The 24,068-nt window shown below is 35.7% G+C and carries 27 protein-coding genes; 3 read left to right on the forward strand and 24 right to left on the reverse strand.

Going from position 1 to position 24,068, the window contains the following annotated elements; genetic code table 11:
• Window positions 1-12 precede the first annotated feature (12 nt).
• Together ACYQ3D_RS04380 and ACYQ3D_RS04385 are read left to right on the forward strand one after the other, a co-directional pair.
• A complete protein-coding gene (locus ACYQ3D_RS04380) occupies window positions 13-1,527 on the forward strand; it encodes a UDP-N-acetylmuramoyl-L-alanyl-D-glutamate--2,6-diaminopimelate ligase (RefSeq protein ID WP_459836622.1) in 1,515 nt (504 codons plus the stop codon).
• A 79-nt stretch (window positions 1,528-1,606) separates the two neighbouring features.
• Entirely contained in the window at window positions 1,607-1,912 is a 306-nt protein-coding gene (locus ACYQ3D_RS04385; protein ID WP_459836624.1) for a carbohydrate-binding protein, read from the forward strand.
• A gap of 60 nt (window positions 1,913-1,972) precedes the next feature.
• On the opposite strand, the gene ACYQ3D_RS04390 is transcribed toward ACYQ3D_RS04385, so the two are convergent.
• The 3 genes from ACYQ3D_RS04390 to ACYQ3D_RS04400 form a co-directional block, all read right to left on the reverse strand.
• Window positions 1,973-2,875, reverse strand: coding sequence for a hypothetical protein (locus tag ACYQ3D_RS04390; protein WP_459836625.1), 903 nt, complete (start codon window positions 2,873-2,875; stop codon window positions 1,973-1,975).
• 114 nt (window positions 2,876-2,989) lie between these two features.
• Entirely contained in the window at window positions 2,990-4,507 is a 1,518-nt protein-coding gene (locus ACYQ3D_RS04395) for a YifB family Mg chelatase-like AAA ATPase (protein ID WP_459836626.1), read from the reverse strand.
• A gap of 151 nt (window positions 4,508-4,658) precedes the next feature.
• Window positions 4,659-5,015, reverse strand: a complete 357-nt coding sequence (locus tag ACYQ3D_RS04400) for a YraN family protein (RefSeq protein WP_459836627.1) — start codon at window positions 5,013-5,015, stop codon at window positions 4,659-4,661.
• Window positions 5,016-5,452: 437 nt separating this feature from the next.
• On the opposite strand from ACYQ3D_RS04400, the gene ACYQ3D_RS04405 reads away from it, so the two are divergent.
• Window positions 5,453-5,998, forward strand: coding sequence for an FxLYD domain-containing protein (locus ACYQ3D_RS04405; protein WP_459836629.1), 546 nt, complete (start codon window positions 5,453-5,455; stop codon window positions 5,996-5,998).
• A gap of 139 nt (window positions 5,999-6,137) precedes the next feature.
• Here ACYQ3D_RS04405 and ACYQ3D_RS04410 read toward each other — a convergent pair whose 3' ends face one another.
• From ACYQ3D_RS04410 to ACYQ3D_RS04510, 21 genes are all read right to left on the reverse strand, one after another.
• On the reverse strand, window positions 6,138-6,365 hold the full coding sequence (locus ACYQ3D_RS04410) for a hypothetical protein (RefSeq protein ID WP_459836631.1): 228 nt from the start codon (window positions 6,363-6,365) through the stop codon (window positions 6,138-6,140).
• A gap of 12 nt (window positions 6,366-6,377) precedes the next feature.
• Window positions 6,378-7,154 (reverse strand): ribonuclease HII, encoded by a 777-nt coding sequence (locus ACYQ3D_RS04415; protein WP_459836633.1) that lies wholly within the window; start codon window positions 7,152-7,154, stop codon window positions 6,378-6,380.
• Window positions 7,154-8,005, reverse strand: coding sequence for a ribosome biogenesis GTPase YlqF (gene ylqF, locus ACYQ3D_RS04420; RefSeq protein WP_459836635.1), 852 nt, complete (start codon window positions 8,003-8,005; stop codon window positions 7,154-7,156). Before ylqF ends, ACYQ3D_RS04415 begins: the two co-directional genes overlap by 1 nt.
• Entirely contained in the window at window positions 7,953-8,510 is a 558-nt protein-coding gene (gene lepB / locus ACYQ3D_RS04425) for a signal peptidase I (RefSeq protein ID WP_459836637.1), read from the reverse strand. Before lepB ends, ylqF begins: the two co-directional genes overlap by 53 nt.
• 124 nt (window positions 8,511-8,634) lie before the next feature.
• Window positions 8,635-8,985: a 50S ribosomal protein L19 gene (rplS, locus tag ACYQ3D_RS04430; RefSeq protein ID WP_459836639.1), complete on the reverse strand. Its 351-nt coding sequence runs from the start codon at window positions 8,983-8,985 to the stop codon at window positions 8,635-8,637.
• 243 nt (window positions 8,986-9,228) lie between these two features.
• Entirely contained in the window at window positions 9,229-9,807 is a 579-nt protein-coding gene (locus ACYQ3D_RS04435; protein ID WP_459836641.1) for an RNA methyltransferase, read from the reverse strand.
• A gap of 1 nt (window position 9,808) precedes the next feature.
• Window positions 9,809-10,549 (reverse strand): tRNA (guanosine(37)-N1)-methyltransferase TrmD, encoded by a 741-nt coding sequence (gene trmD / locus ACYQ3D_RS04440; protein ID WP_459836644.1) that lies wholly within the window; start codon window positions 10,547-10,549, stop codon window positions 9,809-9,811.
• Window positions 10,550-10,557: 8 nt separating this feature from the next.
• On the reverse strand, window positions 10,558-11,064 hold the full coding sequence (gene rimM, locus ACYQ3D_RS04445; protein ID WP_459836647.1) for a ribosome maturation factor RimM: 507 nt from the start codon (window positions 11,062-11,064) through the stop codon (window positions 10,558-10,560).
• 53 nt (window positions 11,065-11,117) lie between these two features.
• The gene (locus ACYQ3D_RS04450; RefSeq protein ID WP_459836650.1) at window positions 11,118-11,366 is read right to left on the reverse strand and encodes a KH domain-containing protein; all 249 of its coding nucleotides are present in this window, start codon (window positions 11,364-11,366) and stop codon (window positions 11,118-11,120) included.
• Window positions 11,367-11,385: 19 nt separating this feature from the next.
• The gene (gene rpsP / locus ACYQ3D_RS04455; RefSeq protein ID WP_459836653.1) at window positions 11,386-11,649 is read right to left on the reverse strand and encodes a 30S ribosomal protein S16; all 264 of its coding nucleotides are present in this window, start codon (window positions 11,647-11,649) and stop codon (window positions 11,386-11,388) included.
• A 45-nt stretch (window positions 11,650-11,694) separates the two neighbouring features.
• Window positions 11,695-13,032, reverse strand: a complete 1,338-nt coding sequence (gene ffh, locus ACYQ3D_RS04460) for a signal recognition particle protein (RefSeq protein ID WP_459836656.1) — start codon at window positions 13,030-13,032, stop codon at window positions 11,695-11,697.
• Complete coding sequence (ylxM, locus tag ACYQ3D_RS04465; RefSeq protein WP_459836658.1) at window positions 13,029-13,397, reverse strand: YlxM family DNA-binding protein; 369 nt, start codon at window positions 13,395-13,397, stop codon at window positions 13,029-13,031. Before ylxM ends, ffh begins: the two co-directional genes overlap by 4 nt.
• An 84-nt stretch (window positions 13,398-13,481) precedes the next feature.
• Window positions 13,482-14,531 (reverse strand): signal recognition particle-docking protein FtsY, encoded by a 1,050-nt coding sequence (gene ftsY / locus ACYQ3D_RS04470; RefSeq protein WP_459836661.1) that lies wholly within the window; start codon window positions 14,529-14,531, stop codon window positions 13,482-13,484.
• Between the two features lie 121 nt (window positions 14,532-14,652).
• A complete protein-coding gene (locus ACYQ3D_RS04475; protein ID WP_459836663.1) occupies window positions 14,653-15,792 on the reverse strand; it encodes a peptidase S7 in 1,140 nt (379 codons plus the stop codon).
• Between the two features lie 82 nt (window positions 15,793-15,874).
• The gene (gene smc / locus ACYQ3D_RS04480; protein WP_459836665.1) at window positions 15,875-19,432 is read right to left on the reverse strand and encodes a chromosome segregation protein SMC; all 3,558 of its coding nucleotides are present in this window, start codon (window positions 19,430-19,432) and stop codon (window positions 15,875-15,877) included.
• A gap of 126 nt (window positions 19,433-19,558) precedes the next feature.
• A complete protein-coding gene (locus ACYQ3D_RS04485; protein WP_459836668.1) occupies window positions 19,559-19,819 on the reverse strand; it encodes a stage V sporulation protein S in 261 nt (86 codons plus the stop codon).
• A gap of 136 nt (window positions 19,820-19,955) precedes the next feature.
• Entirely contained in the window at window positions 19,956-20,963 is a 1,008-nt protein-coding gene (locus tag ACYQ3D_RS04490) for an elongator complex protein 3 (RefSeq protein ID WP_459836671.1), read from the reverse strand.
• Window positions 20,956-21,687 carry a pseudouridine synthase gene (locus ACYQ3D_RS04495; RefSeq protein ID WP_459836674.1) on the reverse strand — a complete coding sequence of 244 codons (732 nt, stop codon included), beginning with the start codon at window positions 21,685-21,687 and terminating at the stop codon, window positions 20,956-20,958. The genes ACYQ3D_RS04490 and ACYQ3D_RS04495 overlap by 8 nt, the downstream gene beginning before the upstream one ends.
• A gap of 28 nt (window positions 21,688-21,715) precedes the next feature.
• Entirely contained in the window at window positions 21,716-22,837 is a 1,122-nt protein-coding gene (locus ACYQ3D_RS04500) for a D-alanyl-D-alanine carboxypeptidase family protein (protein WP_459836677.1), read from the reverse strand.
• Between the two features lie 79 nt (window positions 22,838-22,916).
• Window positions 22,917-23,360: a GerW family sporulation protein gene (gene ytfJ / locus ACYQ3D_RS04505; protein ID WP_459836679.1), complete on the reverse strand. Its 444-nt coding sequence runs from the start codon at window positions 23,358-23,360 to the stop codon at window positions 22,917-22,919.
• On the reverse strand, window positions 23,353-23,982 hold the full coding sequence (locus tag ACYQ3D_RS04510) for a DUF2953 domain-containing protein (RefSeq protein ID WP_459836681.1): 630 nt from the start codon (window positions 23,980-23,982) through the stop codon (window positions 23,353-23,355). Before ACYQ3D_RS04510 ends, ytfJ begins: the two co-directional genes overlap by 8 nt.
• Between the last annotated feature and the right edge of the window lie 86 nt (window positions 23,983-24,068).

Raw genomic sequence — 24,068 nt, forward strand, 5'->3', positions numbered from 1 at the left:
GGAGGGATAATCATGCCTGCTAATTATAAGTTACACCAAACTAATATTCAGTTAGCTGAGTTAATTAAAGATTTATCAATTACATATATAAGTAATTACCGCAACTATAATATAGAACAAATTACTAATCACTCCCAAAAAGTAAAGCAGCAAGCCTTATTTTTAGCTATTACAGGATTTAAGACTGATGGCCACCAGTATATCAGGGAAGCTATCAATCAAGGTGCTGTAGCTATTATAGGAGAAAAACGGCACCAAGTTCCCCCTACAATTCCTTATATTCAAGTCACAGACAGTCGGCGAGCACTAGCTAAGTTAGCAGCAAAATTTTATAACTATCCTAGTCAGCAATTAAGATTAATCGGAGTTACTGGAACAGCAGGTAAGACAACTACAACTGCTATGATCGATTCTATTGCCAACCAAGTAGTTTCCTCAACTGGAATGATAGGTACTCTAGATACCAAAATTGGGACTAAATATTATTCTCATCCTCACAAGTGTACTACTCCTAATGCCTTAGTCCTCCATAAAAGATTGGCCCAAATGAAACAACAAGGCATTGATTATGCTACTCTAGAAGTCTCATCTCATGCTTTAAAACTAAATCGCGTCCAGGAAATAGACTTTGATCTTGGAATCTTTACTAATTTATCAGCTGATCATCTTAAATTTCACCAGACATTTACAGATTATTATAATAGTAAAGCTCAGTTATTTAAAAATCTTAACCAAGACGGGATCGCTATTTTAAATCTAGATGACCAATCTACTCCCGATTTAATAAATGAAATAAATGCTAATCATTTCACTTATGGCATCAACAAGTTGGCCCATCTTACAGCCCATAACATCATAGCAACTAAACAAGGACTTGACTTTAAAATTACACTCACCCAACCACTTACAACTTTATATGGTAAAACTATCAACCCAACTACTATCAAGCTTCAGTTATCTATCCTAGGCTATCATAATATCTATAATACTTTAGCTGCTGTAGCTGCTGGATTAGTTTTAGGATTTGATATAACTACTATTAAAGAAGGACTAAAAAAATTTACAGGAGTAAAACGACGGATGGAAATTATATATGACAAGGATTTTACAATCATTGATGATTTTGCTCATAATCCAGCTAGTCTAACTGCTAACTTCAAAACAATTGAACAATTAAATTATAATCGATTAATTATTGTTCACTTCTTAAAAGGAAATAGAGGAGTTCAAGCTAATCAAACTAATGCTCAAGTGATAACAGAATGGAGCAATAACTTGAATTTAAAAGAAATCATTACAACTAAATCTCAAACAAAAGTAAAAGCTAAAAACAAAGTACTATCCGCAGAAGAAGCAGCTTTTACTAAGATCATTAAGAAAGAAAATATCAAAATTACTAATCAAAAACAGCTAAAGCCAGCTATTAAATTAGGACTCCAAAAAATAAATCAAAATGACATTTTATTGTTACTTGGTGGACCAGGTTTAGATCAAGGAAAAAAATTAATCAAACAATACCTTTCTTAATTGTAAATACTACCTGTGTAAAACAAGAACTTAATTCATAAATTAAATAGTGAACCCCAAATCAGAAGGGAGGAAAAAAATGCAAAGACCAGAAGTCAATATTAATCCTACACCTATCTATAATGGAGATACTATAACAGTTGACTACAATGGCTTATTAGCTAAAAGTGGAGCTGAACAAGTTTACCTCCATGCCGGAACAACTAATGGTAATGATAATCAGTGGAATAATGTACAAGATATTGAAATGAATCCGAAACAGGATGGCTCTTGGAGAATACAACTCCAAGTAGAAAACGGAGATGCCTTCAGTTTTTGTTTTAAGGACTGTGCTAATAATTGGGATAATAATAGTGGCCATAACTGGACCCAAGAAATTTATTAATTCTAATCAATTGAGCCTTCGATAATATTATCGAAGGCTCACTAAATTAATCAATATTTATTATTCTATACCATACAATCTTCTTTCTTTTTCTTGCTGATACTCTTCTACTACCTTTTGATCTAAGTAATCAGCTAAAGTTTTATCGATCTTCTTAGTTAATTTATCCAGTTCAATTCCTAATTCAACTATTTTATCATCAGCAAATAAGCCAGCAATTCCCTGTTTCTTAACTAATTCTTCCAGTTTAAACTGTCGTAAATTGATTTCCTCTTCTACTAGCTTTTTCAGTATAGGATACCAAATTTCTCTTAAAATATTTCTTCTTTCTGCTAACCTTTCTAGACTAAAAGCATCTACCTTTCTCTTCTCTACTTCTTTTTTAAATAAAGTTTCTTTATCCTCGTTTGTCAAATTCAAATCATAATATTCACTAGTAAATAAAAAAGGAGTAGAGTCTGCATCAGAAAATAAAAAACTTCCTTCTTCATTATCTATTACATCGATAATATCTTTAACACTCGATTCCTCTTGTAGTTGATGCCTAATTAACTTCTCCCGATCATTAAAGTAAATACATTCTTGAGCATACTTTTTTATCTTTTCCTGATCAGCAACCACAAGAGTACCTTCATAATCCTCCCTTATATTAAATCCTTCCTCTTGTAAAAGGAAATAAATATAACCATTAGCTTCATATAAAACTACAGAATTTTTCATTAATCCTGTTCTTGATTTATATTTATTGATTCTATATAATCTATCTAGTAAATCAGCCCCCTGAATAATTTTAACTTCATCTACATACTCTTTAACCTGCTTTAACTTATCAGAGGTAAACTCTATTCTCCATTGCTTTTGATTATAAGATACTCCAGCTAAATTTAATAATTGATTAAATAATTGTTTATCTAAATATTCTTTAATAGCATACACATCACTAGTTAATTTCCAAATCTTCATTATTATCACCTTAAAAATTATTTTCCTTTAGTTTATCATATTATTGCTTTAGCTGAAAATTTAATTAACTAAAAAAGTACGTGAGTCTTTCAACACACGCACTATTAATCAAATTTAATTTACATACTTCCGATCCAAGCTGCGATATTGAATCGCCTCTGCTATATGATTAGAATCTATATCTTTTGTCCCATCTAAATCTGCTATTGTCCTAGCTAGCTTTAAGATTCGATCATAGGCTCTAGCACTTAAATCCAATCGTTCAATCGCCTGCTTTAATAAAGTCATAGCTGAATCACTTACTGCACAATATTCTTCTAATAGCGAACTACCCATCTGTGAGTTACAAGTAATTTCTTCTCCCTTAAACCGGTCTAATTGAACTTCTCTAGCAGCAACTACTCTTTGCTTTATCTCAGCTGAACTTTCTCCAGGCTCATAATCAGTCAACTCATCTACTTCTAACCTAGGAACCTCTAAATGAATATCTATTCGATCCATTAAGGGGCCAGATACTTTATTAAAATATCTTCTTACTTGATGAGAAGTACAAGTGCACTCCTGTTGAGAATCACCATAGTAGCCACAACTACAAGGATTCATCGAGGCTACTAACATAAACTGAGCTGGATACTTTAAAGTAGCTAATGATCTAGAAATAGTAACTGCCCCTTCTTCTAAAGGCTGTCTTAATACCTCTAAGACTCTCTTTTTGAATTCTGGCAACTCGTCTAAAAATAATACTCCGTGGTGGGCCAAACTAACCTCACCAGGTTGAGGAATCCTGCCTCCTCCAATCAATCCTGTATCAGAAGTAGTATGATGAGGGCTTCTAAAGGGACGTTTAGTAATTAGTGGTTGGGATAACTGACCAACAATGCTAAATATCTTAGTAACTTCAAGAGCCTCTTCTCTACTTAAAGGAGGGAGAATAGTTGGTAACCTCTTAGCTAACATAGTCTTACCTGAACCAGGCGGGCCAACCATCAATAGATTATGTCCTCCCGCTGCTGCTACTTCTAAAGCTCGTTTAGCATGTTCTTGCCCTTTAACATCACTAAAGTCAATTCGATAGTCAGTCTGGTGCTTACTACTAGCAACAGTTGCTTCTGTAAGCTGTAACTGGTCATTTAAATACTCTACAACTTGTTGTAAATTACTAACCGGAACCACCTTAATTCCTTCTACTACTGCTGCCTCAGCCGCATTTTCCTGGGCAACTAAAGCTCCTTTTTTTCCAGCTTTTTTAGCTGCTAGAATCATAGGTAACATACCTTCTGTCTCTTTGATCCTACCATCTAAAGATAACTCCCCAATTAAAACATACTCAGCTAACTTTTCTTTAGCTACTACATCAGTAGCCGCTAAAATACCTACTGCAATTGGTAAGTCAAAAGCTGGCCCTTGTTTTTTGATATCAGCTGGAGCTAAATTAACTGTAATCTTTTTGACAGGAAATTTAAAACCTGAGTTCTTAATCGCTGCCTTAACTCTTTCTCTTGCTTCCCGAACTGCTGTATCAGGCAGCCCCACAATATTAAAAGCCGGTAGTCCTTTAGCCAAATCTATCTCTACTTCCACTAAGTAACCATCTATCCCTAGAACAGCATTACTAGCTGTTTTGGCTAACACCTTATCCCCTCCCTAACTTATTAATTGAGAATTGATAATTGACAATTTACAATTAAAACCATAAAATCAGAACCTTTTAAACTTAGAATATATATTCTAAGTTTAGTCCTACTTTAAATTTTTCTGCTGATCAAATATTTTTTCTCAATTATTAGTTCACTAAAAAAGCATTTTTAATTAATCTAATCTTATTTCCTTGGCCCAGCTGGGAAATAGCTACTACATCAAAGCGACAATTAGACTCTATATTATGTAACATTAAGTAATAATTAGCTACCTTAGTTAAATGACGTTGCTTTTGATAACTAATTTGTTCTTCTGGCCTCACTTCGGGATTTTCTGTAGTCCATTTAACCTCTACAAAAACTAAATAATTATCTTCTTGGGCAATAAGGTCTATCTCCCCATAGCGCGACCAGAAATTTTGTTCTTTAATCTGATAGCCCTGCTGTTGGAGAAAATCCTTAGCTAACTTCTCACCTCGAGTTCCCTTTTGTCGATTATCCATTCTCTCCCCCTAAACTCTTAAACATAAATTAACCATTAAAGTAATAAATATACATCATGGTTTCTTTTGCTCCACTTAATATGATATAATTAGATTTTAGTGGCACTTTCGTGCCACAGCTATCAGCTATCTGTAAATGTTTTTTATTACGGAAGGTCTATTCTCTAGACCTGTAGGGTGAGTCGTGAGCAAATTCATTACGAAAAGTTTCTGTTGAAACTTGTAGGGATCTTCACGGAGAGTCCAAAGAACTCGTAGGAAGTCAAATTCTTCAATTCAAAACCATAGATATAATTCAATACTTTAGAATATAGGAATTATAAGGGTTTAGATTTAGAATTTAAAGATTTTGAATTGGCTAATAGCTCATAGCACATAGTTCACGACTGTGTCACCTTCGGTGACACAATCTATCTAAAATTAAGGAGGGAGAGAACATGAAACATAAACTATACAGTTTGTTAGCTATTCTAATAGTCCTGACGGGGGTTACAATTAGCGCCCAAGAGTTTTTATCACTTAGAGAGGATACAAACTTAAGAATAGAACCACAAGGAGAAGTAATAACTAAACTTGAGGACGATAAAAAAATGGAAGTTGTTCAGGAAACTAAAGAGTGGGTTAAAGTCAAAGGAGAGGTAGTAGTTACAGGCTGGATACCTAAAGAAAAGACTAGTTTAGATGAAGAAACTACAACTGATCCCGAGGAAAATACTGACCAAGATTTTATCTACGACCATATCGAATTTCAAGACCGCAATGGAGCAATTAAAGTAGTTGGCGAGATAACAAATCAAACCCAACAAGACTATCATATTGCGACCTTTACTATTACTCTCTATAATGAAACAAATCATCAAGTAGGAAGTGGCTATATTAATATTGGAAATCTTTCTGTTGGAGAAACAAAAAGTTTTACAGCAGTTATCAGTGGTGAGATAACTAAAATTGATGATTATCAAATCCACTTCCAGAATAGATAATAAATTTTTCCATTAAATCCTGGATTTCTAATGCTTATTTTTTTTCTACTTACATATAATAATAGAAAGTAGTCTTCTGACTACTTTTTAATATAGATCTTTTATAGATCGCCCCTCCATTGCCCTGGAGGGGTTTTAATTAGATTCTAATATCAATAGACTCACTGGTTAAATCATCTTTACGCTGGAGCACTTTAAGCACTAATTGTCCATTGTAAAACCCTTTTACTTTAACCCGAACCTTTTCCCCTGTTTCTAAATCAACTAACACTTTAGCCTCTATAGCCCGCTGACCAAACTTAATAACTGCCGTTTCTTCTTTGACCTCTAAAACTATCCCTTCTAATACGTCACCAGCTACAACCACAGGTTTCAACTCCTAAGTAGATTTGCCAACCACCTCAAAAGAAGTCCGATGAATTGGACTTGGCCCTTGTTCTCTTAAAGCTGTAATATGTTCAGCTGTACCATAGCCTTTATTGCTAGCAAAATTATAATGAGGATATTCTTCGTCATAGTCAACTAACATTCTATCTCTAGTTACTTTAGCAATTATTGAAGCTGCTGCAATAGAAATACTACGACTATCACCTTTAGTCAGTCCAGTTTGAGGAATATCAGAATCAGGAATTTCTTCAGCATCAATTAAAAGATAATCTGGTCTGTGCTGACAATCATTAACTGCTTGCTCCATTGCTTCGTAAGTAGCATTTAGGATATTAACTTCATCAATTCTTTCACTATCAACAATTCCTACCCCTATATCTATAGCCTTCTGCTGAATAATAGTAAATAATTCTTCACGGCGTTGCTCACTTAACTTTTTAGAATCATCAAGTCCTAAAATCACTTCTTCAGCTGGCAAAATTACTGCTGCTGCTACAACTGGACCAGCTAACGGGCCTCGACCAGCTTCATCAATTCCAGCAATTAATTGATAACCATCTGCCTCTAAGTCATCTTCATACTGGCGCATTTCTTGAAATTTTTCTTTAGCCTTACGCTCTTTTTCTTGTTGTCTCCTTAACTGGTGCGCAATCTTTTGCACCCCAGTCCGATTATCATTTTCTAAAGCAACAATCAATTCCTCTGAAATCTGGTCTAAGTCTGTAACTTTCTTTTTTAGTTCTTTAATTGTTAATTCTGCAACTTCCATCATTTTACCTCCTCAGACGTCTCTAAAGTTATTCGACCTAACTTTCCTGCTTTAAACTCTCGTAAAATAATATTAGACGTTCTTTCTCTATCAATCCGTCCTCCTGATTGTAAACAACCTCTTTTCCGACCAATATCAGCCACTAATTGATAAGTATCTGAAGTTAAATCTGCTAGGTCAAACCGGCTTCGTAACTTTTTCGGGGCCAACTCCTGCAGAATTTGGACTAACTTATAAGCCAATAGTTCACTATCAAACTTACCAGCTTGAATTGCCCCGCAAATACCTAACTTAACCCCTACTTCTTCGTCAAATTTAGGCCACAGAATACCGGGAGTATCCAATAATTCAAATCCTTTCTGTAACTTAATCCATTGTTGAGCTCTAGTAACTCCTGGTTGATTACCTGTTCTAGCTCCACTTTGATTACTCAATTGATTAATCAATTGCGACTTTCCTACATTAGGAACTCCTACAATCATCATCCGAATAGTTCTCGTTTGCCGTCCTTGAACTGCTAAACTTTCTTTTTCCTGGGCCATCAATTCCTCAGCTGTAGTATAGATTTTTTTAACTCCCTTACCACTTAAAGAATTAATCGCCACTACTGGAATTTCCTGCTGAGAAAAATAATTCAACCATTCCTGCGTCAGATTAGGGTCAGCTAAATCCTTTTTATTCAAAGCTACAATTCTCTTTTGATTCTCTAATATTTGATCTAATTGCGGATTACGACTACTAATAGGAATCCTAGCATCTAATAATTCAATTACTATATCAATTAACTCTAACTTATCTTTAACTTGCTCCTTGGCTTTTGCCATATGTCCTGGATACCACTGGATAGACATCATTAACTCCTCCTAGCAACTTAATTCTAGTTAAGGGCCAAAATAACAGACTAGCTTTGCCCACAATATTTTCACGAGGTACAAACCCCCAAAATCTACTGTCTTCACTATTATTACGATTATCTCCTAAAACAAAGTAATTATTAGCTGGTACTTTAACCTCTTGGTAATCAGCATAACTTTTCTCTAAAGTATATTCTTCAGTTAATTGCTCGCCATTAACATATACTTGACCACCAACAATCTTGATTTTATCTCCGGGAAGACCAATTACTCGTTTAATAAACTTCCGCTGGGGATTGACGGGATACTTAAAAACGATTATCTCTTGTCGCTGAGGATCACGAAATCTATAAATTAATTTATTAGCAAAAATCCTATCTCCTGGTTGCAAAGTAGGTTTCATAGACCCCGAAGGAATATAAAAAGCCTGCACTACAAAAACTATTAAGAAGGTAGAAATTATTATTGCCCAGACTATAGATTCTAGATACTCTTTGATCATTCCTAAACCTCCTAAGGTAACAACTTCTAATTAATGTATTACTATTAATAAACGTTCAGCTTAATTTTATACATTATATAAAAAGGGACAGGCCTTAAAGACCAGTCCCTAAATTAAGTAACTTCTATTGTTCTTTTCTCTTTTCTTTAACTCGAGCCGCCTTACCACTTAGATCTCTTAGGTAATATAGCTTAGCTCTATTAACATCTCCGTGTTTAACAACTTCAATCTTATCAACTTTAGGAGAATGTAAAGGGAAGATACGCTCTACACCAACCCCAAAGGATATTTTACGAACAGTAAATGTTTCTCTAACTCCTCCACCTTGACGCTTAATTACAACACCTTCAAAAATCTGAATTCTTTCTTTGCCACCTTCTTGTACCTTATAGTGGACTTTAACAGTATCTCCAGGGTTGAAATCTGCAGTCTGATCCTTCATTTCTTCTTGTTCAACAACATCAACTAAATTCATTTTTATTTCCTCCTTTTGCGAAACGTTCTTATCCAGTGATTTTTTACTGAACAGAGGACCGTCCGTTATTTACACGAAAATAATTATAACATAGCACTCTCACTTTGGCAAGGGAATAAACTAATTAATAGCTTACAATTAAACTCCTAAAATTGAACCTCTGTAAATCTAGTTTTGATTTTAACTATAAACTGTACACTATACACTGTCAACTATTGATATAAAGCAATTGCTTTATATCAATTATCCTTCCCACCACGCTGATCCTAATAACCTATCTAACATAATTGCTGCAGCACTTCTCACTGAGAGATGATTGTAATCTCCTGCTCCTGCAATTGGCTCTAAAATATAATCGGCCTCTGTCATCACTTCTTCTGTTAAGCCCCAGCCAGTACCTAATAATAAAAGATAAGGTTGGTTATCCATCTCCATCTTAGATCTTAAGTCCTTAAAGGTGATGGTATTAGGATAAGTGCGCGCATCTGTACTGATTATTACTGGCTTCTGCCCTTCTTGCTCCTTAATATCAGCAACTACATCTGGTAATTCATCTGCAATCTGAAGCAGACTAAATGCTTCTTGGCGGTCCGGATTATAGTCTCCGCCAAAGTCACTAGACCAATACTGATTCATCCGTTCTACCATCTCTTGTTGGGAAGCCAGGGGATTTACTATATAATACTGGTTTAAATTATAGGTTCTACTAGCTCGAGCTATATCATGTAAATCAAGGTTAGTAACAGTAGTAGTTATTACTTCTTGATTCTTATTATAGACTGGATAATGTAATAAAGCTAAATATAAATCAGGTTGACTCATCTTATCCTTCCTTCCCGGTCTCTTCTTTAATTTCAGCTAATAATTCTTGCTCTTTAGCAGATAACTCTCGTTGTTCTAATAAATCAGGCCGTTGAACTAGAGTCTGTTGTAGAGATTTTTTCTTTCGCCAACGATCTATGCGGGCATGATCTCCACTTAATAAGACTTCTGGCACCCCTTGGCCCTTATATTCTTGTGGTCTGGTATACTGGGGATAATCCAGTAAACCTTGGTAGAAAGAATCTTGGACTACTGATTCTGAGCTACCTACCACCCCAGGTACTAATCGTGAGATAGCATCTGCTACTACCATAGCTGGCAATTCTCCTCCAGTTAAAACATAATCGCCAATAGATATCTCCTGGGTTACTAACTCATCTCTTATTCGGTGGTCAATACCCTCATAATGACCACATAATAAGACTAATCGATCTCTACTAGCTAAATCCTTAGCTAGTGATTGATTAAACCTATCCCCTTGGGGAGTCAAGAAAATAACAGGTGTCTCAGAATCTAATTCTAAATCATCAATTGCTCTAAAGATAGGTTCCGGTTTTAAAACCATTCCTGCTCCTCCACCATAGGGATAATCATCTGCCTGGTTATGTTTATCCCAACAGTAATCTCTAATATCTTGTAGATTAAAATCAATCAAGTCTTCTTCCTGAGCTCTCTGTAAAATACTAGTATTTAGAACACTACTAAACATCTCAGGAAATAAAGTTAATATATCAAACTGCATACTATCCCCTACCTTAAACCAGTTAGTAATTCAACTTGCATCCTATTATCCTCTAGATTAACCTCGTGGACTACTTCTTTTATAGCAGGTATTAATAATTCCTCTGCTCCTTGCTTAACAACATAAACATCATTAGCTCCTGTCTCTAAGATATCAGTAATCTCTCCTAAGTATTCACCAGCAGTAGTATAAACCTCTAGTCCTTGGATCTGATAGAGATAATATTCATCTGTTCCTAATTCTTTAGTCTGCTCGAGAGGAATCTTAATCTGATATCCTTTATACTCAATTGCAGTACCAATATCATCACAATCAACAAATTTAACAATCACAAACCCCTTATGATGTCTAATTTCCTCTATTTCAGCCTTAAATTTATTTCTACCCTTGATTAAAAAAACTTCCTCTAATTCTTCAAACCGGTTAGTAAAATCAGTTAGAGCTTTAACTCTAACTTCTCCTTTATTTCCTTGGTGTCTAGTTATTTCTCCAATAGTAATTAATTCTTTTGTCATTTAAATCACCTCTACTAACCTATGTAATTAACAAAAGACTAGAGCTGCTAACTCTAGTCTTCCTTATCCTCTGCCTGTATAATCTCTACGATAACCCTTTTGTTCCCTTTAGTTGCTGCAGCTTTAACCACAGTCCGGATTGATTTAGCAATCTTTCCGTTCTTGCCAATTACTTGGCCCATATCTTCATCAGCAACTTCCAGTTCTAAAATCAAAGATTTAGAACCTTCTACTTTAGTCACTTCCACTTCAGCAGGGTTATCAACGATATTTTTAGCAATCATTTCTAATAGCTCTTGCAAACAGAGCACCTCCAGGCTGTTACTTCAGTTCATCAAACTTCTGCATAATCCCTTCCTTACTGAATAGATTACGAATAGTATCAGAAGGTTTAGCACCATTTTGTAACCATTCTAGAGCCTTATCTTCTTTAATTTTTACAGTTTCAGGCTCAGTAGTAGGATTATAAGAGCCTAGCTCTTCAATAAATCCTCCATCACGAGGATTACGAGAATCAGTAACTACTAATCTATAAGCTGCATTTCTATTTGATCCAATTCTCTTTAATCTAATCTTAACTGCCATACTTGTCACCTCCTTATTTTGATCATAAATCATAACTTACTTTATCTAAAAGAAAGGAAGGTTACCTTTAAGATTACCTCCCATTCCTTTTTGAGCATCACCAAGTTGGTCCATCATATTCTTCGTCTGGCGGAATTGTTTTAGCAAGCGATTAACCTCCTGAACAGTAGTTCCGCTTCCTTCCGCAATTCTACGCCGGCGACTACCATTAATTAGCTCTGGATTACGCCGCTCTTCTAGAGTCATAGAATTAATGATAGCTTCAATGTAATCCAACTGTTTTTCATCCATATCAAGATCCTTTAGTTTCTGGCCAGCCCCAGGAATCATACCTAATAGCTCATCAATAGGCCCCATATTCCGGACCTGTTCTAGCTGGTCTAAGAAATCTTCTAGAGTGAATTCTTTATTACGTAATTTTTCCTCTAGCTCCTGGGCTTTCTGTTCATCCATCTCTTCTTCAGCTTTTTCAATTAAACTTAAAACATCTCCCATACCTAAGATTCGAGAAGACATTCGATCAGGATGGAAAGGTTCTAAATCATCTAATTTTTCACCTACACCAACATATTTAATCGGTTTACCAGTTACTGAGCTAATAGATAAAGCAGCACCACCACGTGCATCACCATCTAGCTTAGTTAATATAACCCCATCGACACCTAAAGTATCATCAAATTCATCAGCTACATTAACAGCATCCTGACCTGTCATAGCATCAACTACTAATAAGATTTCATGAGGCACTACTTCCTGTTTAATATCCTGTAACTCAGTCATTAATTCCTGGTCGATATGCAACCGACCAGCTGTATCTATAATTACTACATCATGACCATTGGATTCAGCATTGCTAATAGCTGCCTTAGCAATATCAACTGGATCCTGCTTATCTCCCATACTAAATACTGGTTGATCTAATCTATCACCTAATACTTGTAACTGTTTAATAGCTGCCGGTCTATAAACATCTCCAGCCACTAATAAAGGATTTTTACCTTCATCTTTAAATTTTTTAGCTAACTTACCTACAGTAGTTGTCTTACCAGCACCTTGTAATCCAGCTGTCATAATTACTGTCGGTGGATTAGAGGCAACAGAAACCTTACTCTGACTGCCTCCTAATAAGTCTGTCAATTCATCATCAACTATCTTAATCACCTGTTGAGCTGGAGTTAAACTATCTAAAACCTCTTGTCCAACAGCTCTTTCTTCTATGCGACTGATAAGATCCTTAACCACTTTATAATTTACATCAGCTTCTAGTAAAGCCATTTTTACTTCTTTAAGAGCAGTCTTGACATCATCTTCATTTAATTTACCTTTGCCTTTTAACTTATCAAAGGCTGTCTGTAATTTGTCTGATAATCCTTCAAAAATCACTCTAATTCCCCCTCTTGATAAGTCTCTAATCGAAGCATTATTCCTTCTAGTTGTTCAATCTCCTCTTGATCCAATTTGGGGCGAATCTGATCTATTATTTGGTCTAATTTATCTATTTCAGTCTGAATAGCATCATAATAAGTAGTTAATTGCAACTTTTCATCGTACTTTTGTAACGATCTTTCAGCTCGCTTTAAATTATCATAAACTGCTTGGCGACTAATCTCTTGTTGATTAGCAATCTCACCTAGTGATAAGTCATGATAATAATACAACTCTACTAACTCTTGTTGTTTATCTGTCAACAATGAATTATATAAACTAAACAACCGACCTACTTCTACTACTTTCTCTAAATCTAACACATAATCACCTACAATCATCTCAAGTAGGCGTTAAGTGTTATAACTTAACACCGAAGTATAATATAACACACCTAACTAACTTTGTCAAGCCGTTAACTCTTGTTCATCAAATAAAGCTGCAATAAAGGAATCAGGTTCAAAGTCCTGTAAATCGGCTACATCTTCTCCTACTCCAATCAACTTAATAGGGATCTCTAATTCTTCTTTAACAGAAATAACCACTCCGCCTTTAGCAGTTCCATCTAATTTAGTCAAAGCAATCCCATCTACATCTACAGCTCGATCAAACTTTTTCGCCTGGGAAACTGCATTCTGGCCTGTAGTAGCATCTAAAACTAATAACACTTCTACCTCCATTTCTGTTCCAGCTTGTTTAGTGATTACCTTTTTAACTTTTCTTAATTCATCCATTAAGTTATCTTGGGTATGTAACCGACCTGCTGTATCCACAATTAACATATCTGCTTCTCTTGATTTAGCAGCTTCTACTGCATCATAAGCTACAGCCGCTGAATCAGCCCCCTCTTGGTGAGAAATAAGATCAGCTCCTACCTGAGTTGCCCACGATTGTAGTTGTTCAATTGCTGCTGCTCGGAAAGTATCTCCAGCTGCTAATAATACTTTCTTATCTGCCTCTTTAGCTCTTTGAGCAATCTTACCAATGGTAGTTGTCTTACCTACTCCATTAACCCCCACAACTATTAAAACTGTAGGCTTATCCTGATCTTCCTCTGCTACTTCTCCTCCTAATAATTCCTCTAATTCATTCTTTAGTAACTTCATTAGTTTAGAAGGTTCTTTAATCTTTTCTTCCTCTGCTTTCTCTTTTAGATTTTCGACTAGTTTCATTGTAGTATGGACTCCTACATCAGCTTGGATCAAAATTTCTTCTAACTCTTCAAATAATTCATCATTAATACTAGCATAACCTTTAAATAACCCTTGTAGCTGGGAAACAAACCCTTGTCTAGTCTTACTTAAACCTTTCTTTAATCTACCAAATAACCCTGCTTCTTCTGTTGGTTCCTCTTCTTTTTCTTCCTCTACTTGCTCGGCAGTAACTTGACTAGTAGACTCTTCTGGTTCTTCTTGAGTTTCATCATCTTGACCTAACCCAAAAATCTTCTTCAGCATATTATTCCTCCTTGTTTATAATTTACAATTGATAATGTAGAATTGATAATTAAATAACACTTAAACAATTATTTCTTATAGAATAATTGAATTTTAATTGTTCATTGTCAATTTTCAATTCTCAATTGCTTTTTATCTCAATTGATTTACAAAGATCTGTGTACTCCTGAGCAATACCAAACCGTCGTTTTCTGATTTGAGCTTCTTCTTCTGGAGTCTCTGTATCATAAAATTGTTGGCCTATTTTCTCGTATTCCTGGGCTAAATCAGCTATTTGAGGAACTAATTCCAAAGTCGTAGCCCCTTTAATAGATCCTTCTTTATCATGACCAATAGCAACTATAGGTCGGCCCCAAGTACCTGGGCCAGCCATAGCATCTCCCATATGCATGACACCAGTTGCGCCAGGATGGGTATGAACAATTACTACATCATTAGGAATCTGCTGCTGATAAGCCTCTCGTAGCGAAATCCCAGTTATATCAGTATAACTTGTAGCTAACATCCGGGAAGGGACATAGCCCATACCACCTACAACTAATTCACCACTTTGGACAATATGTCCATCTTTAACCTTACCTAAAGCAGCTACTTCTCGACCTTGCTCTACAGCCAAGGATTTAGTTATTAACTGCTCAGCAAAATCCTTAGCTACAGAATTAACTTCAATATGTGGTAGCTCCCATTCTTCTTGCTTAGGAAGCTCTAAATCAATCTCTCTTTCTGATTTAGCAACTTGCTCTAATTCATCACAAATTTCTAAGTATTGCAAACGCTGCTGAGCAATTTCCTGGAGTATATCTCTTTCTTGCTCCATTGTATCGGCAGTTAATCGTTTGATTTTAATTTCTTCAGACTGCGTAGCTAACTTAAAATAATCTTCTTTAGGCTGGATCATTCCAATGCCAGCTGGTTGACCTCTCTTAATTCCGATTTTTACTATTGGACAACCAAAAATATTAATCCCCCCAACATTTGTAATAATCCCTGTCTTACCTGGATTAGTCAATAACAATACTACATTATCAGGTAATTGATTTAAACCTTCTAAGAGAGAATTACCAGCCATACTAACTACTTTATCCAACATTAAGCGTTGCGGCAACCCAGAAATACCACCATCAACTAACTCACTAACTGCATCTATATAACCAGCTGAATTAACAAATCCTAAAGCACCAACTGCTCTACCTTGACTTAAGTAGTTACTTCTCTCCACCATACGTTCCACAATAAAATCAGCTATTCCTTTAATTTGCATTATTTTATCCACCTTCTCTTACTTACTATTTTTTCTAATTAGATAATCTATATACTTCCCAACGACAAACTACTATCTCTTTTTATCCTGCTAACTCACTCAATTGTAAAGAAACAAGCTGCGAGACGCCTGATTCTTCCATAGTTACACCATATAAAGCATCAGCTGCTTGCATTGTTCCTTTTCGATGAGTAATGACAACAAATTGCGTCTTAGTTGCTAATTTTTCTAAATAATCAGCAAAGCGATTAACATTAGCATCATCTAAAGCAGCATCTAACTCATCTAGGATATAAAAGGGACTAGGATTAACTTGTAATAAAGCAAAAATTAAAGCTGTAGCAGTTAAAGCCTTCTCTCCTCCTGACATCAAAGATAATTTCTGTAATTGTTTCCCGGGGGGTTGAGCATTAATCTCAATCTCTGTTGTCAAAATATTATCTTTATCAGTCAGTGCCAATTCTGCTACTCCACCTTCAAATAAATCAGTGAATATAGTCTCAAATTCCTGCTTAACTTCTTGAAAAGTAGTCCCCAATTTATCTCTCATTTCTTGGTTGATCTCATTAATCACTTTTTGGAGCGACTCCTTAGCTTCTAGTAAATCTTGGTGCTGTTCTTGTAAAAAGTCATACCGTTCACTTAAACTATCATATTCCTCTATTGCTCCTAAATTAACTGGCTCTAGAGCTTTCAGCTTACTTTTTAATTTTTTAATTTTCTTTTCAGTTGCTTTATAATCTGAAATTTCTGTTCTATCATCTAATTTATCAGAAACTTCTAATTGATATTCCTGCTCTAATCTATCTGCAATATTATCTAATTTAACTTCTAATTGCCCTACCTTAACCTCTACTTGATTATATTCTTCTTGTAACTCAGCCAATTCTTCTTTAACTTCCTGGGATTCATCTTGCAGTCTTGTCAATTGTTGTTTAGTCTGTCGTTTATCAGTTTGTAACTGTTTAATCTGGTTATTTATTTTAGTTACCTCGGCTTGTTTTTCCTGTTTTGTTGTTAGTAACTCTTCTCTTTTTTTGGCTAACTGTTCCGCCTTTTTTTCTAGACGAACAATTGCAGCTTCTTTCTGATTGATTTCCTCTCTAAACTGACTAATGGAGTCTGTTTGCTGCTTAACTGCCTCAGTAGCCTGCTGTTGTTGTTGTTCTAAAGAAGCAATTTTGACTTTTAAATCAGTAATTTGTTCCTTAGTTGCTTCTCTTTCTTCCTCTAATTGCTTAATTTCTGCTTCTAGACTAGATAACTCCTCTTCTAAATCATCTGCTTGCGACAATTGATCTAAACTGGCAGTTAATTGTTGCTGTTTTGTTTTTAATTCCGAAATTTCAGCTGTTAGATCACTAAGCTGTTGCTGGTGATTTGTTACCTCTTCTTGTAATCTGTCAACTTTAGTCTCCACCTGCTGATAATCCTTTTCTACTGTTGTCTTATTTATCTGCAATTGATGGAGTTGCTCCTCTAATTCCTCTAAATCATCTTTAATCTCCTGTAGTTCCTGTTGTTTCTTAACTCCTAAATCACCTATTTCTTGTAGTTGAGCGCTCTGTTGTTTAATATCCTGTTTTAACTGTTTGATTTCTCGCGAACGACCTAATAAATTATTATTTTGGTTATAACTGCCCCCAGTCATTGCTCCTCCAGGACGCACTATCTCGCCTTCTAGGCTAACTACTTTAACTCTTTGCTTAGCTGCCTTAGAAACTTCTACTGCTTGGCTGATATTAGAAGCTATAATCACTCGACCTAATAAATTCTCAATAGCTGGAGCATACTTCTCATCATAATCAATCAGGTCAGCAGCTCGACCAATTGCTCCTTCCACTTGTAAAGCTTTCTTTTCTCGCTGGTTTAAATTACGACTACTGACTATATTTAAAGGTAATAAAGTAGCTCGTCCTCTATTCCCCTGTTTAAGATACTCAATTGCTTCTTCTCCAGCCTGGTCATTCTCCACAATTATATTTTGTAACGCACTCCCTAACGCTACCTCAATAGCAGTCTCATGTTTTTTATTTACATCAATTAAGTTAGCTACTACCCCACAAATTCCAGTCAACTGCTTATTATCAGCAGCTTGTAACAACTTTTTAACACCGCGGTAGTAACCATCATAATTCTCAGCTAGCCCTTCTAAGGCCTGGAGTCTGGACTTTTTATTATCGACTTTTTGTTTTAAGTTTTGATATTTAGTTTCTAACTCCTGAAAATTTTCTTCCAATTTCTCCTGCAACTGAGATTTCTCCTCGTACTCTTGTTGGTAAGTACTCAAGTTTTCTTTTATCTTAGTTAACTTCTCTTCTTGGTTTTCTTTTTTCTCAGCAGCTGCTTCTAGCTCATTGTTTAACTTTTTCTTAGCTGTTACTAATTCTTCCTTTTGCTCCTGATAACGCTTTAAATCCTTATTAATTGTCTCTAGTTGGTACTGTTGATTATTAATCTGGCTTGTCTGTTGGACATGATTATCTCTCAGCTCTTCTTTAGCAGCTAACTTATCAGTCAAAGCTGTCTTGATCTCTTCTAGCTTGTCTTTTTTAGCAGCAATTTCTTGTTCCTTCTCCGTTAACAAGGTAACTAACTCTTCTTGTCTTTCTTCTTTGTCAGCTATCTTCTCTTGGGCCAACTCTATCTTAGCCTCTAGCTCCTGATTCTCCTCTTTAAGTTGCTCCTTGCGTTGTTTAAGATCTGATCTGCGCTCTACAGTTAATTCTAATTTATTCTCTAAACTATCTACCTTACTTCTAACTGTAAATAAGTCATTTCGTTGCTCTTCTAACTGAGTTATTAACTGATCTAACTTATCCTGAGTATTACTTAGTTTCATCTCCTGCTCACTAACTTCAGCCTTTGTATTCGTCACTTGATGAGATAACTGTTGTTTAGTAGCAATCTTATCATCAAGTTCATCTTCTAAATTAGCGTATTTATTTAGTAACAGATTTACTTCTATATCTTCAAGTTGGCCCTGATACTCTTTATACTCTTTAGCTTTCTTTGCTTCCTCAGCTAGCGGATCTAATTGACGTTCTATCTCATTAACTATGTCTTCAATCCGCTGTAGTTTTTGATCTGTATCCTCTAATTTATCAACTGCCTCTTCTTTACGCTGTTTATGTTCAGTAATTCCTGCTGCTTCCTCAAATAATTCTCGTCGATCAGTAGCTTGTCCATTTAAAATAGCATCTACTTTTCCTTGGCCAATAATTGAATAAGCTTCTTTACCAATTCCAGTATCTAATAACAGAGTCTTAATATCTTTAAGACGACAGCGATTATTATTAATTAAATAATCACTTCTACCGTCTTGACTAACTTGCCGAGTAATCTTAACCGTATCATAATCTATATCGAACTCTCCTTGGCTATTATCCAAGATAAGAGAAACTTCAGCCTCTGATAAAGAATTTCTTTGCTCACTACCAGCAAAGATTACATCCTTCATCTTGCTACCACGTAAGGCCTTAGCACTTTGTTCTCCTAACACCCATCTAACTGCATCTGCAATATTACTTTTACCACTACCATTTGGGCCAATCACCCCAGTGATAGCAGGATCAAAATCGACCTCCACTTGATCAGCAAAGGACTTAAAACCTTTCATTTCTACTTTCTCCAGTAACATCGACATCCTCCTTTGCATCTATTAATTAGTCACCTAACCTTTATTTTAGCATAAATTAAGCCAAAATAAAAACCTATCTACCCAATGGTAGATAGGTTAGTTGCTTACTGATTAAACTATAACCTACTAACGAGGTTCTACAATAAACTTAATAGCAGTTCTTTCCTCGCCAGAAATCTCAATTTCAACAAAAGCCGGAATACTAACTAAGTCCATCCCATTAGGTGCCACAAAGCCTCGCACAATAGCAATAGCCTTAACTGCTTGATTAATTGCGCCTGCTCCAATGCCTTGTAATTCAGCTTTTCCTTCTTCTCTTAATACAGCTGCTAAAGCTCCAGCTACAGATTTAGGATTAGAATCTGAAGATACTTTCAACATTTCCATATGTACTCCTCCTTTGGATGCTTTATTCTACTTCTTCACTTAATTTATAATTAACTGAGCTGGGGATTATGCATAAAAAATTATATTTTTTACTTTTTTCTTCACCACTAAAAAAAGGAGTAATGCTTAAAAAGCATTACTCCTGACAAATTTCTACATCTCCTCTAGTTATTCTTTTATCAGTCTCAATAGTAATCTCCTCTAAATTATAGTGGTTACGCAAGTATTCTAAATTCTTATTCTTCTGTCCGCGCAGATTGGAGACATCTTTAGGATGAACTACTAAAGTCAATTTATCTGGCTGTTCAATCCTAGCTGTTATCTGCTGTAACATCAATTCTGACTCCACTAGTTGTCTAAAGGAAGGATGAAAAGGGCCAGCTACAACTTCTTCTTGATTGATACCTTCAGAAGGCTGTAAACCAATTCTAATCACTGGAATTTGAGCTTGATTAAACAAAGTCAATAGCTCAGCTGTCAAATCTGTTGCTTGCGCGAGACTTAAAGGCTGATACTCTCCTTGGTTATATAACTCTTCTAATTCAGTTCCTTTGATTACTAAAGTAGGATAAATCCTAACAAAATCAGGCCCTAAAGTAATTAATTCCTGGGCTGTCTGTAAATCGGATCCTACACTACTAGCTGGCAGGCCAGGCATCATCTGGAGTCCTAAAGAAAACTGATACTCCTTAATCAGCTCCACGGCTGATACTACATCTGCTCTAGTATGACCTCGACCTGCCGCCTCTAAAACCTGATCATCTACTGATTGAATTCCTAATTCGATTGTTGTTACTCCATACTCCTGTAAAAGATCAAGTATCTCCCTAGTTATATAATCGGGACGAGTTGATAATCTAATTCCTGTTAAGGCCCCTTGTTGTAATCTTTTATAAGCAACAGCTAATAGCTTCTCTTGTTTTTCTTTTTCTATCCCTGTAAAGCTACCTCCAAAAAAAGCTACTTCAATCCGTTTAGCTGTAGAAGGGATAGTAGCTAAATAATCATCAATCTGTTGTTTGACTTCTAGAGCTGTAACAGAGTTATCAACTCCAGTAATTTCTTCTTGATTACAAAAGACACAATCATGGGGACAACCTAAATGAGGCACAAAAACAGGAATTATATAATCCCGTTTACTCATTTTGCTTAACCTGCTTGACAATCTCCTGTAATTGATCTATCTCTTCAGCAGTTAACTCTCTATAATCACCTGGTTTTAGTTCTTCACCTAAGGTCAAAGGCCCTACTTTAATCCGCTTAAGCTCTAACACTGGATGGCCTACTTCTTTACACATTCTTTTGACCTGGTGTTTTCGTCCTTCATGGACCTCTAAAGAAAGAATAGATCGACTCCCCATCTCAACAACCAATTCAGCTTCAGCTGGCGCTGTCCAACCGTCAGATAACTTTACCCCTGATTCTAACTTTTCTATAGCATCTTCATCAGGCGCACCCTCTACCGTAGCTATATACTTCTTATCTACCTGATGGCTAGGATGCGTTAAAGCATAGGTTACCGCACCATCATTAGTTAATAATAATAATCCTTCCGTATCATAATCCAGTCTACCTACTGGATAAACTCGTTCTGGAACATCCACAATATCTACTACTGTCTTTCTTCCTTGTGGGTCATCTACAGTAGTAATTACTTCCTGTGGTTTATTTAATAAAATATAAACTGGATCCTCTTCGGTTAACTCTTTACCATCTACCTTGATCTGGTCCTGAGTAGGATCAACCTGAGCCCCTAATTCAGTAACCACTTCTCCATTAACTTCTACTCTACCTTGCGCAATTATATCTTCTGATTTTCGTCTTGATGCTATACCTGCTTGAGCCATTACTTTATGTAATCTTTCCATCATCTATCACCCCAACTAATTACTTTCACTAAAAGTGGGTCTGAATCCTGCTTGCAGCTTGATTAAACAGATGTTGTAGACCAGAAGCGGGAATATCTCTATTAGCTACTAACTCCACTCTACCTAATAATTTCTCCTCTTGGTCATAAATTCCTACTGTACCCAACTTGTCTCCAGCAGCAATTGGAAGCTGGAGTTGATCATTAATTTTAATTACTTTCTTAATCCTTGTTTCTTGATATTTAGATACAGCTAAAGTAAAATCTTTAGCTGCAGTTAAACGTAACTGGTTATCATTTTTTAACTCTACTTGCTTAATAACGTCACCTGCTTTGATTACTCTAACTCTTTGGTAGTCTTTAAATCCATAATTTAATAAATCTAAGGACTCCTGCCACATCTGATTACTCTTTAAGACAACACTAATTAATTGCCGACCATCTTGGGTAGCAGAAGCCACTAGACATCTACCAGCTGCTTTAGTATAACCAGTCTTAACTCCATCTACCATCTCCGAACGAGTTAATAACTTATTAGTATTCTTTAAGATTCGATCCCAACTGTGTTGAGGCCAAGAAACTCTTTTTTTAGAGGTGGATACTACTTGAGCAAAAAAATCATTATGTAAAGCATAACGAGCTATCTGGGCCAAATCATAAGCAGTAGTTAAATGATTATCATTAGGCAACCCATTAGGATTCTGAAAAGTCGTCTGCAAAGCTCCAATCTCTCTTGCTTTCCAATTCATCATCCGAGCAAATTCCTCTACAGAGCCACCAATATGTTCTGCAATAGCTACAGCAGCATCATTACCTGATTTAACTAGTAATCCATAAACCATTTCTCGTAAACTTAATTTTTCCTGCGGAGTTAAATAAATAGAAGATCCACCTTGATAAGCAGCTTGTTTACTAGCTGTTACTTGGTCATTTAAATCTCCTTCTTCAATTGCTAAAATACCAGTCATAATTTTAGTTGTACTAGCAGGTGGTCGCCGTTGATGAATATTCTTTCGATATAATATCTTACCTGTTTCTACATCAATTACAATAGCTGACTTAGCACTGACTTGTGGTCGAGCTAAGGAAGGTTGACTAATAGCTAATAACATTATAAGCACAACTAAGATTATAACCCAAGACTTCTTCATCTCTACACCTCCAATAGTAAACTTGAAATTAGACTGAGATTGAGTTAAAAACTCAAACTCAGCCTGTAATTTAGCTAAGTTAAAAATTATCCTGCCCTCCTTGGTTTGAGGGCTGATTTTCTTGCTTATTCTCTTGTTGGAATCCTTTAAGCTGCTCTACTAATTGAGGAGCTAAATTTAATAACCGATCCAACGTTGCATTATCACTAACCCGTAATAATCGCACCTGTTGGTCATCAACTACTAAAAAAGCCATTGGATTAAGCATAACTCCAGCCCCACTTCCACCGCCAAAACCTGTCTGTTGGTTATCTTCTTTCTTCTTATCTTTTTTTTCTTTCTTTTCGGGGACAGAATACTCAGCCCCACCAGCTCCAAATCCAAAATTAACCTTGGAAACAGGGATGATTACTGTTCCATCTTTAGTCTCTACTGCATCACCAATAATTGTATTGACATCTACCATCTGTTGGATATTATCCATTGCTGCATCCATTAGTCCGCCAATTGGGTGATCACCCATGCTGTAACCTCCTTTTAAAATCCTCAAACAGGATTCGGGCTCCTATAAGTATAATATTTCCTAATCTAAATTTGAATATACCTTTAATTTCAAACTGGACCGGTTCTACCTGATCAAAATTAGGCTCCACTGCAATAGTTGGTAGAGTATTAAACGTAAAAACATTGCTTATACTGCCAACCACTGCGCCCTTTAAGCTCCATAAAGTTCCAGCTAACATTCCAGTCAGAGCAGGATTAGAGAATCCAAACCTAGTCCGCCAGAGAAAATAAGTACAGTTACTAGTCAATAATGAAATAGGCTCAATTCTATTGATGATTCCTTCTATCTTATCCAGATAATTAATTATTTTCTCTAGTTCATCCTTTTCTAATTCCTCAGCCATTAATAACTCTCGATCTAGCAAACCTCGCAACTGACCTTTAATAACAAAGAAAGGGTATAAAATACTTTGTAACTGAAGATAAGATAATTCTAATTTATGACTGAATAATAAACTATCAAGTTCAATGCGACAATTATCCTTCTCATTTTGGCGCTTAAAATCAATCTCTAATTTAATAGGTAGTAAATATAACAAAGTTAACAAGCCAAAACTGATCAGTAGCAATAATTTTAACATACTCTCTTCCTTTCTACAGCTAAAATTACTACTTTAAATCTAATTGTTATTATTTCAAATATTACAAATTATATACTCCGCAAAAA

This window comes from Halanaerobaculum tunisiense (genome assembly GCF_054657635.1).

Coding starts and splice junctions, on each gene's coding strand:
- ACYQ3D_RS04435 (WP_459836641.1), bottom strand. CDS start 9,807: ATGAGTCAACCTGATTTATATTTAGCTTTATTACATTATCCAGTCTAT.
- trmD (WP_459836644.1), bottom strand. CDS start 10,549: ATGCAGTTTGATATATTAACTTTATTTCCTGAGATGTTTAGTAGTGTT.
- ftsY (WP_459836661.1), bottom strand. CDS start 14,531: ATGCTGAAGAAGATTTTTGGGTTAGGTCAAGATGATGAAACTCAAGAA.
- ACYQ3D_RS04485 (WP_459836668.1), bottom strand. CDS start 19,819: ATGGAAATGTTGAAAGTATCTTCAGATTCTAATCCTAAATCTGTAGCT.
- lepB (WP_459836637.1), bottom strand. CDS start 8,510: ATGATCAAAGAGTATCTAGAATCTATAGTCTGGGCAATAATAATTTCT.
- ACYQ3D_RS04510 (WP_459836681.1), bottom strand. CDS start 23,982: ATGTTAAAATTATTGCTACTGATCAGTTTTGGCTTGTTAACTTTGTTA.
- ACYQ3D_RS04495 (WP_459836674.1), bottom strand. CDS start 21,687: ATGGAAAGATTACATAAAGTAATGGCTCAAGCAGGTATAGCATCAAGA.
- rpsP (WP_459836653.1), bottom strand. CDS start 11,649: ATGGCAGTTAAGATTAGATTAAAGAGAATTGGATCAAATAGAAATGCA.
- ylqF (WP_459836635.1), bottom strand. CDS start 8,005: ATGTCTATCCAGTGGTATCCAGGACATATGGCAAAAGCCAAGGAGCAA.
- ACYQ3D_RS04400 (WP_459836627.1), bottom strand. CDS start 5,015: ATGGATAATCGACAAAAGGGAACTCGAGGTGAGAAGTTAGCTAAGGAT.
- rimM (WP_459836647.1), bottom strand. CDS start 11,064: ATGACAAAAGAATTAATTACTATTGGAGAAATAACTAGACACCAAGGA.
- ACYQ3D_RS04415 (WP_459836633.1), bottom strand. CDS start 7,154: ATGGAAGTTGCAGAATTAACAATTAAAGAACTAAAAAAGAAAGTTACA.
- ACYQ3D_RS04390 (WP_459836625.1), bottom strand. CDS start 2,875: ATGAAGATTTGGAAATTAACTAGTGATGTGTATGCTATTAAAGAATAT.
- ytfJ (WP_459836679.1), bottom strand. CDS start 23,360: ATGGGTGATCACCCAATTGGCGGACTAATGGATGCAGCAATGGATAAT.
- ACYQ3D_RS04475 (WP_459836663.1), bottom strand. CDS start 15,792: ATGCAAATTAAAGGAATAGCTGATTTTATTGTGGAACGTATGGTGGAG.
- ACYQ3D_RS04385 (WP_459836624.1), top strand. CDS start 1,607: ATGCAAAGACCAGAAGTCAATATTAATCCTACACCTATCTATAATGGA.
- ACYQ3D_RS04490 (WP_459836671.1), bottom strand. CDS start 20,963: ATGAGTAAACGGGATTATATAATTCCTGTTTTTGTGCCTCATTTAGGT.
- ACYQ3D_RS04405 (WP_459836629.1), top strand. CDS start 5,453: ATGAAACATAAACTATACAGTTTGTTAGCTATTCTAATAGTCCTGACG.
- smc (WP_459836665.1), bottom strand. CDS start 19,432: ATGTTACTGGAGAAAGTAGAAATGAAAGGTTTTAAGTCCTTTGCTGAT.
- ACYQ3D_RS04380 (WP_459836622.1), top strand. CDS start 13: ATGCCTGCTAATTATAAGTTACACCAAACTAATATTCAGTTAGCTGAG.
- rplS (WP_459836639.1), bottom strand. CDS start 8,985: ATGAATTTAGTTGATGTTGTTGAACAAGAAGAAATGAAGGATCAGACT.
- ACYQ3D_RS04500 (WP_459836677.1), bottom strand. CDS start 22,837: ATGAAGAAGTCTTGGGTTATAATCTTAGTTGTGCTTATAATGTTATTA.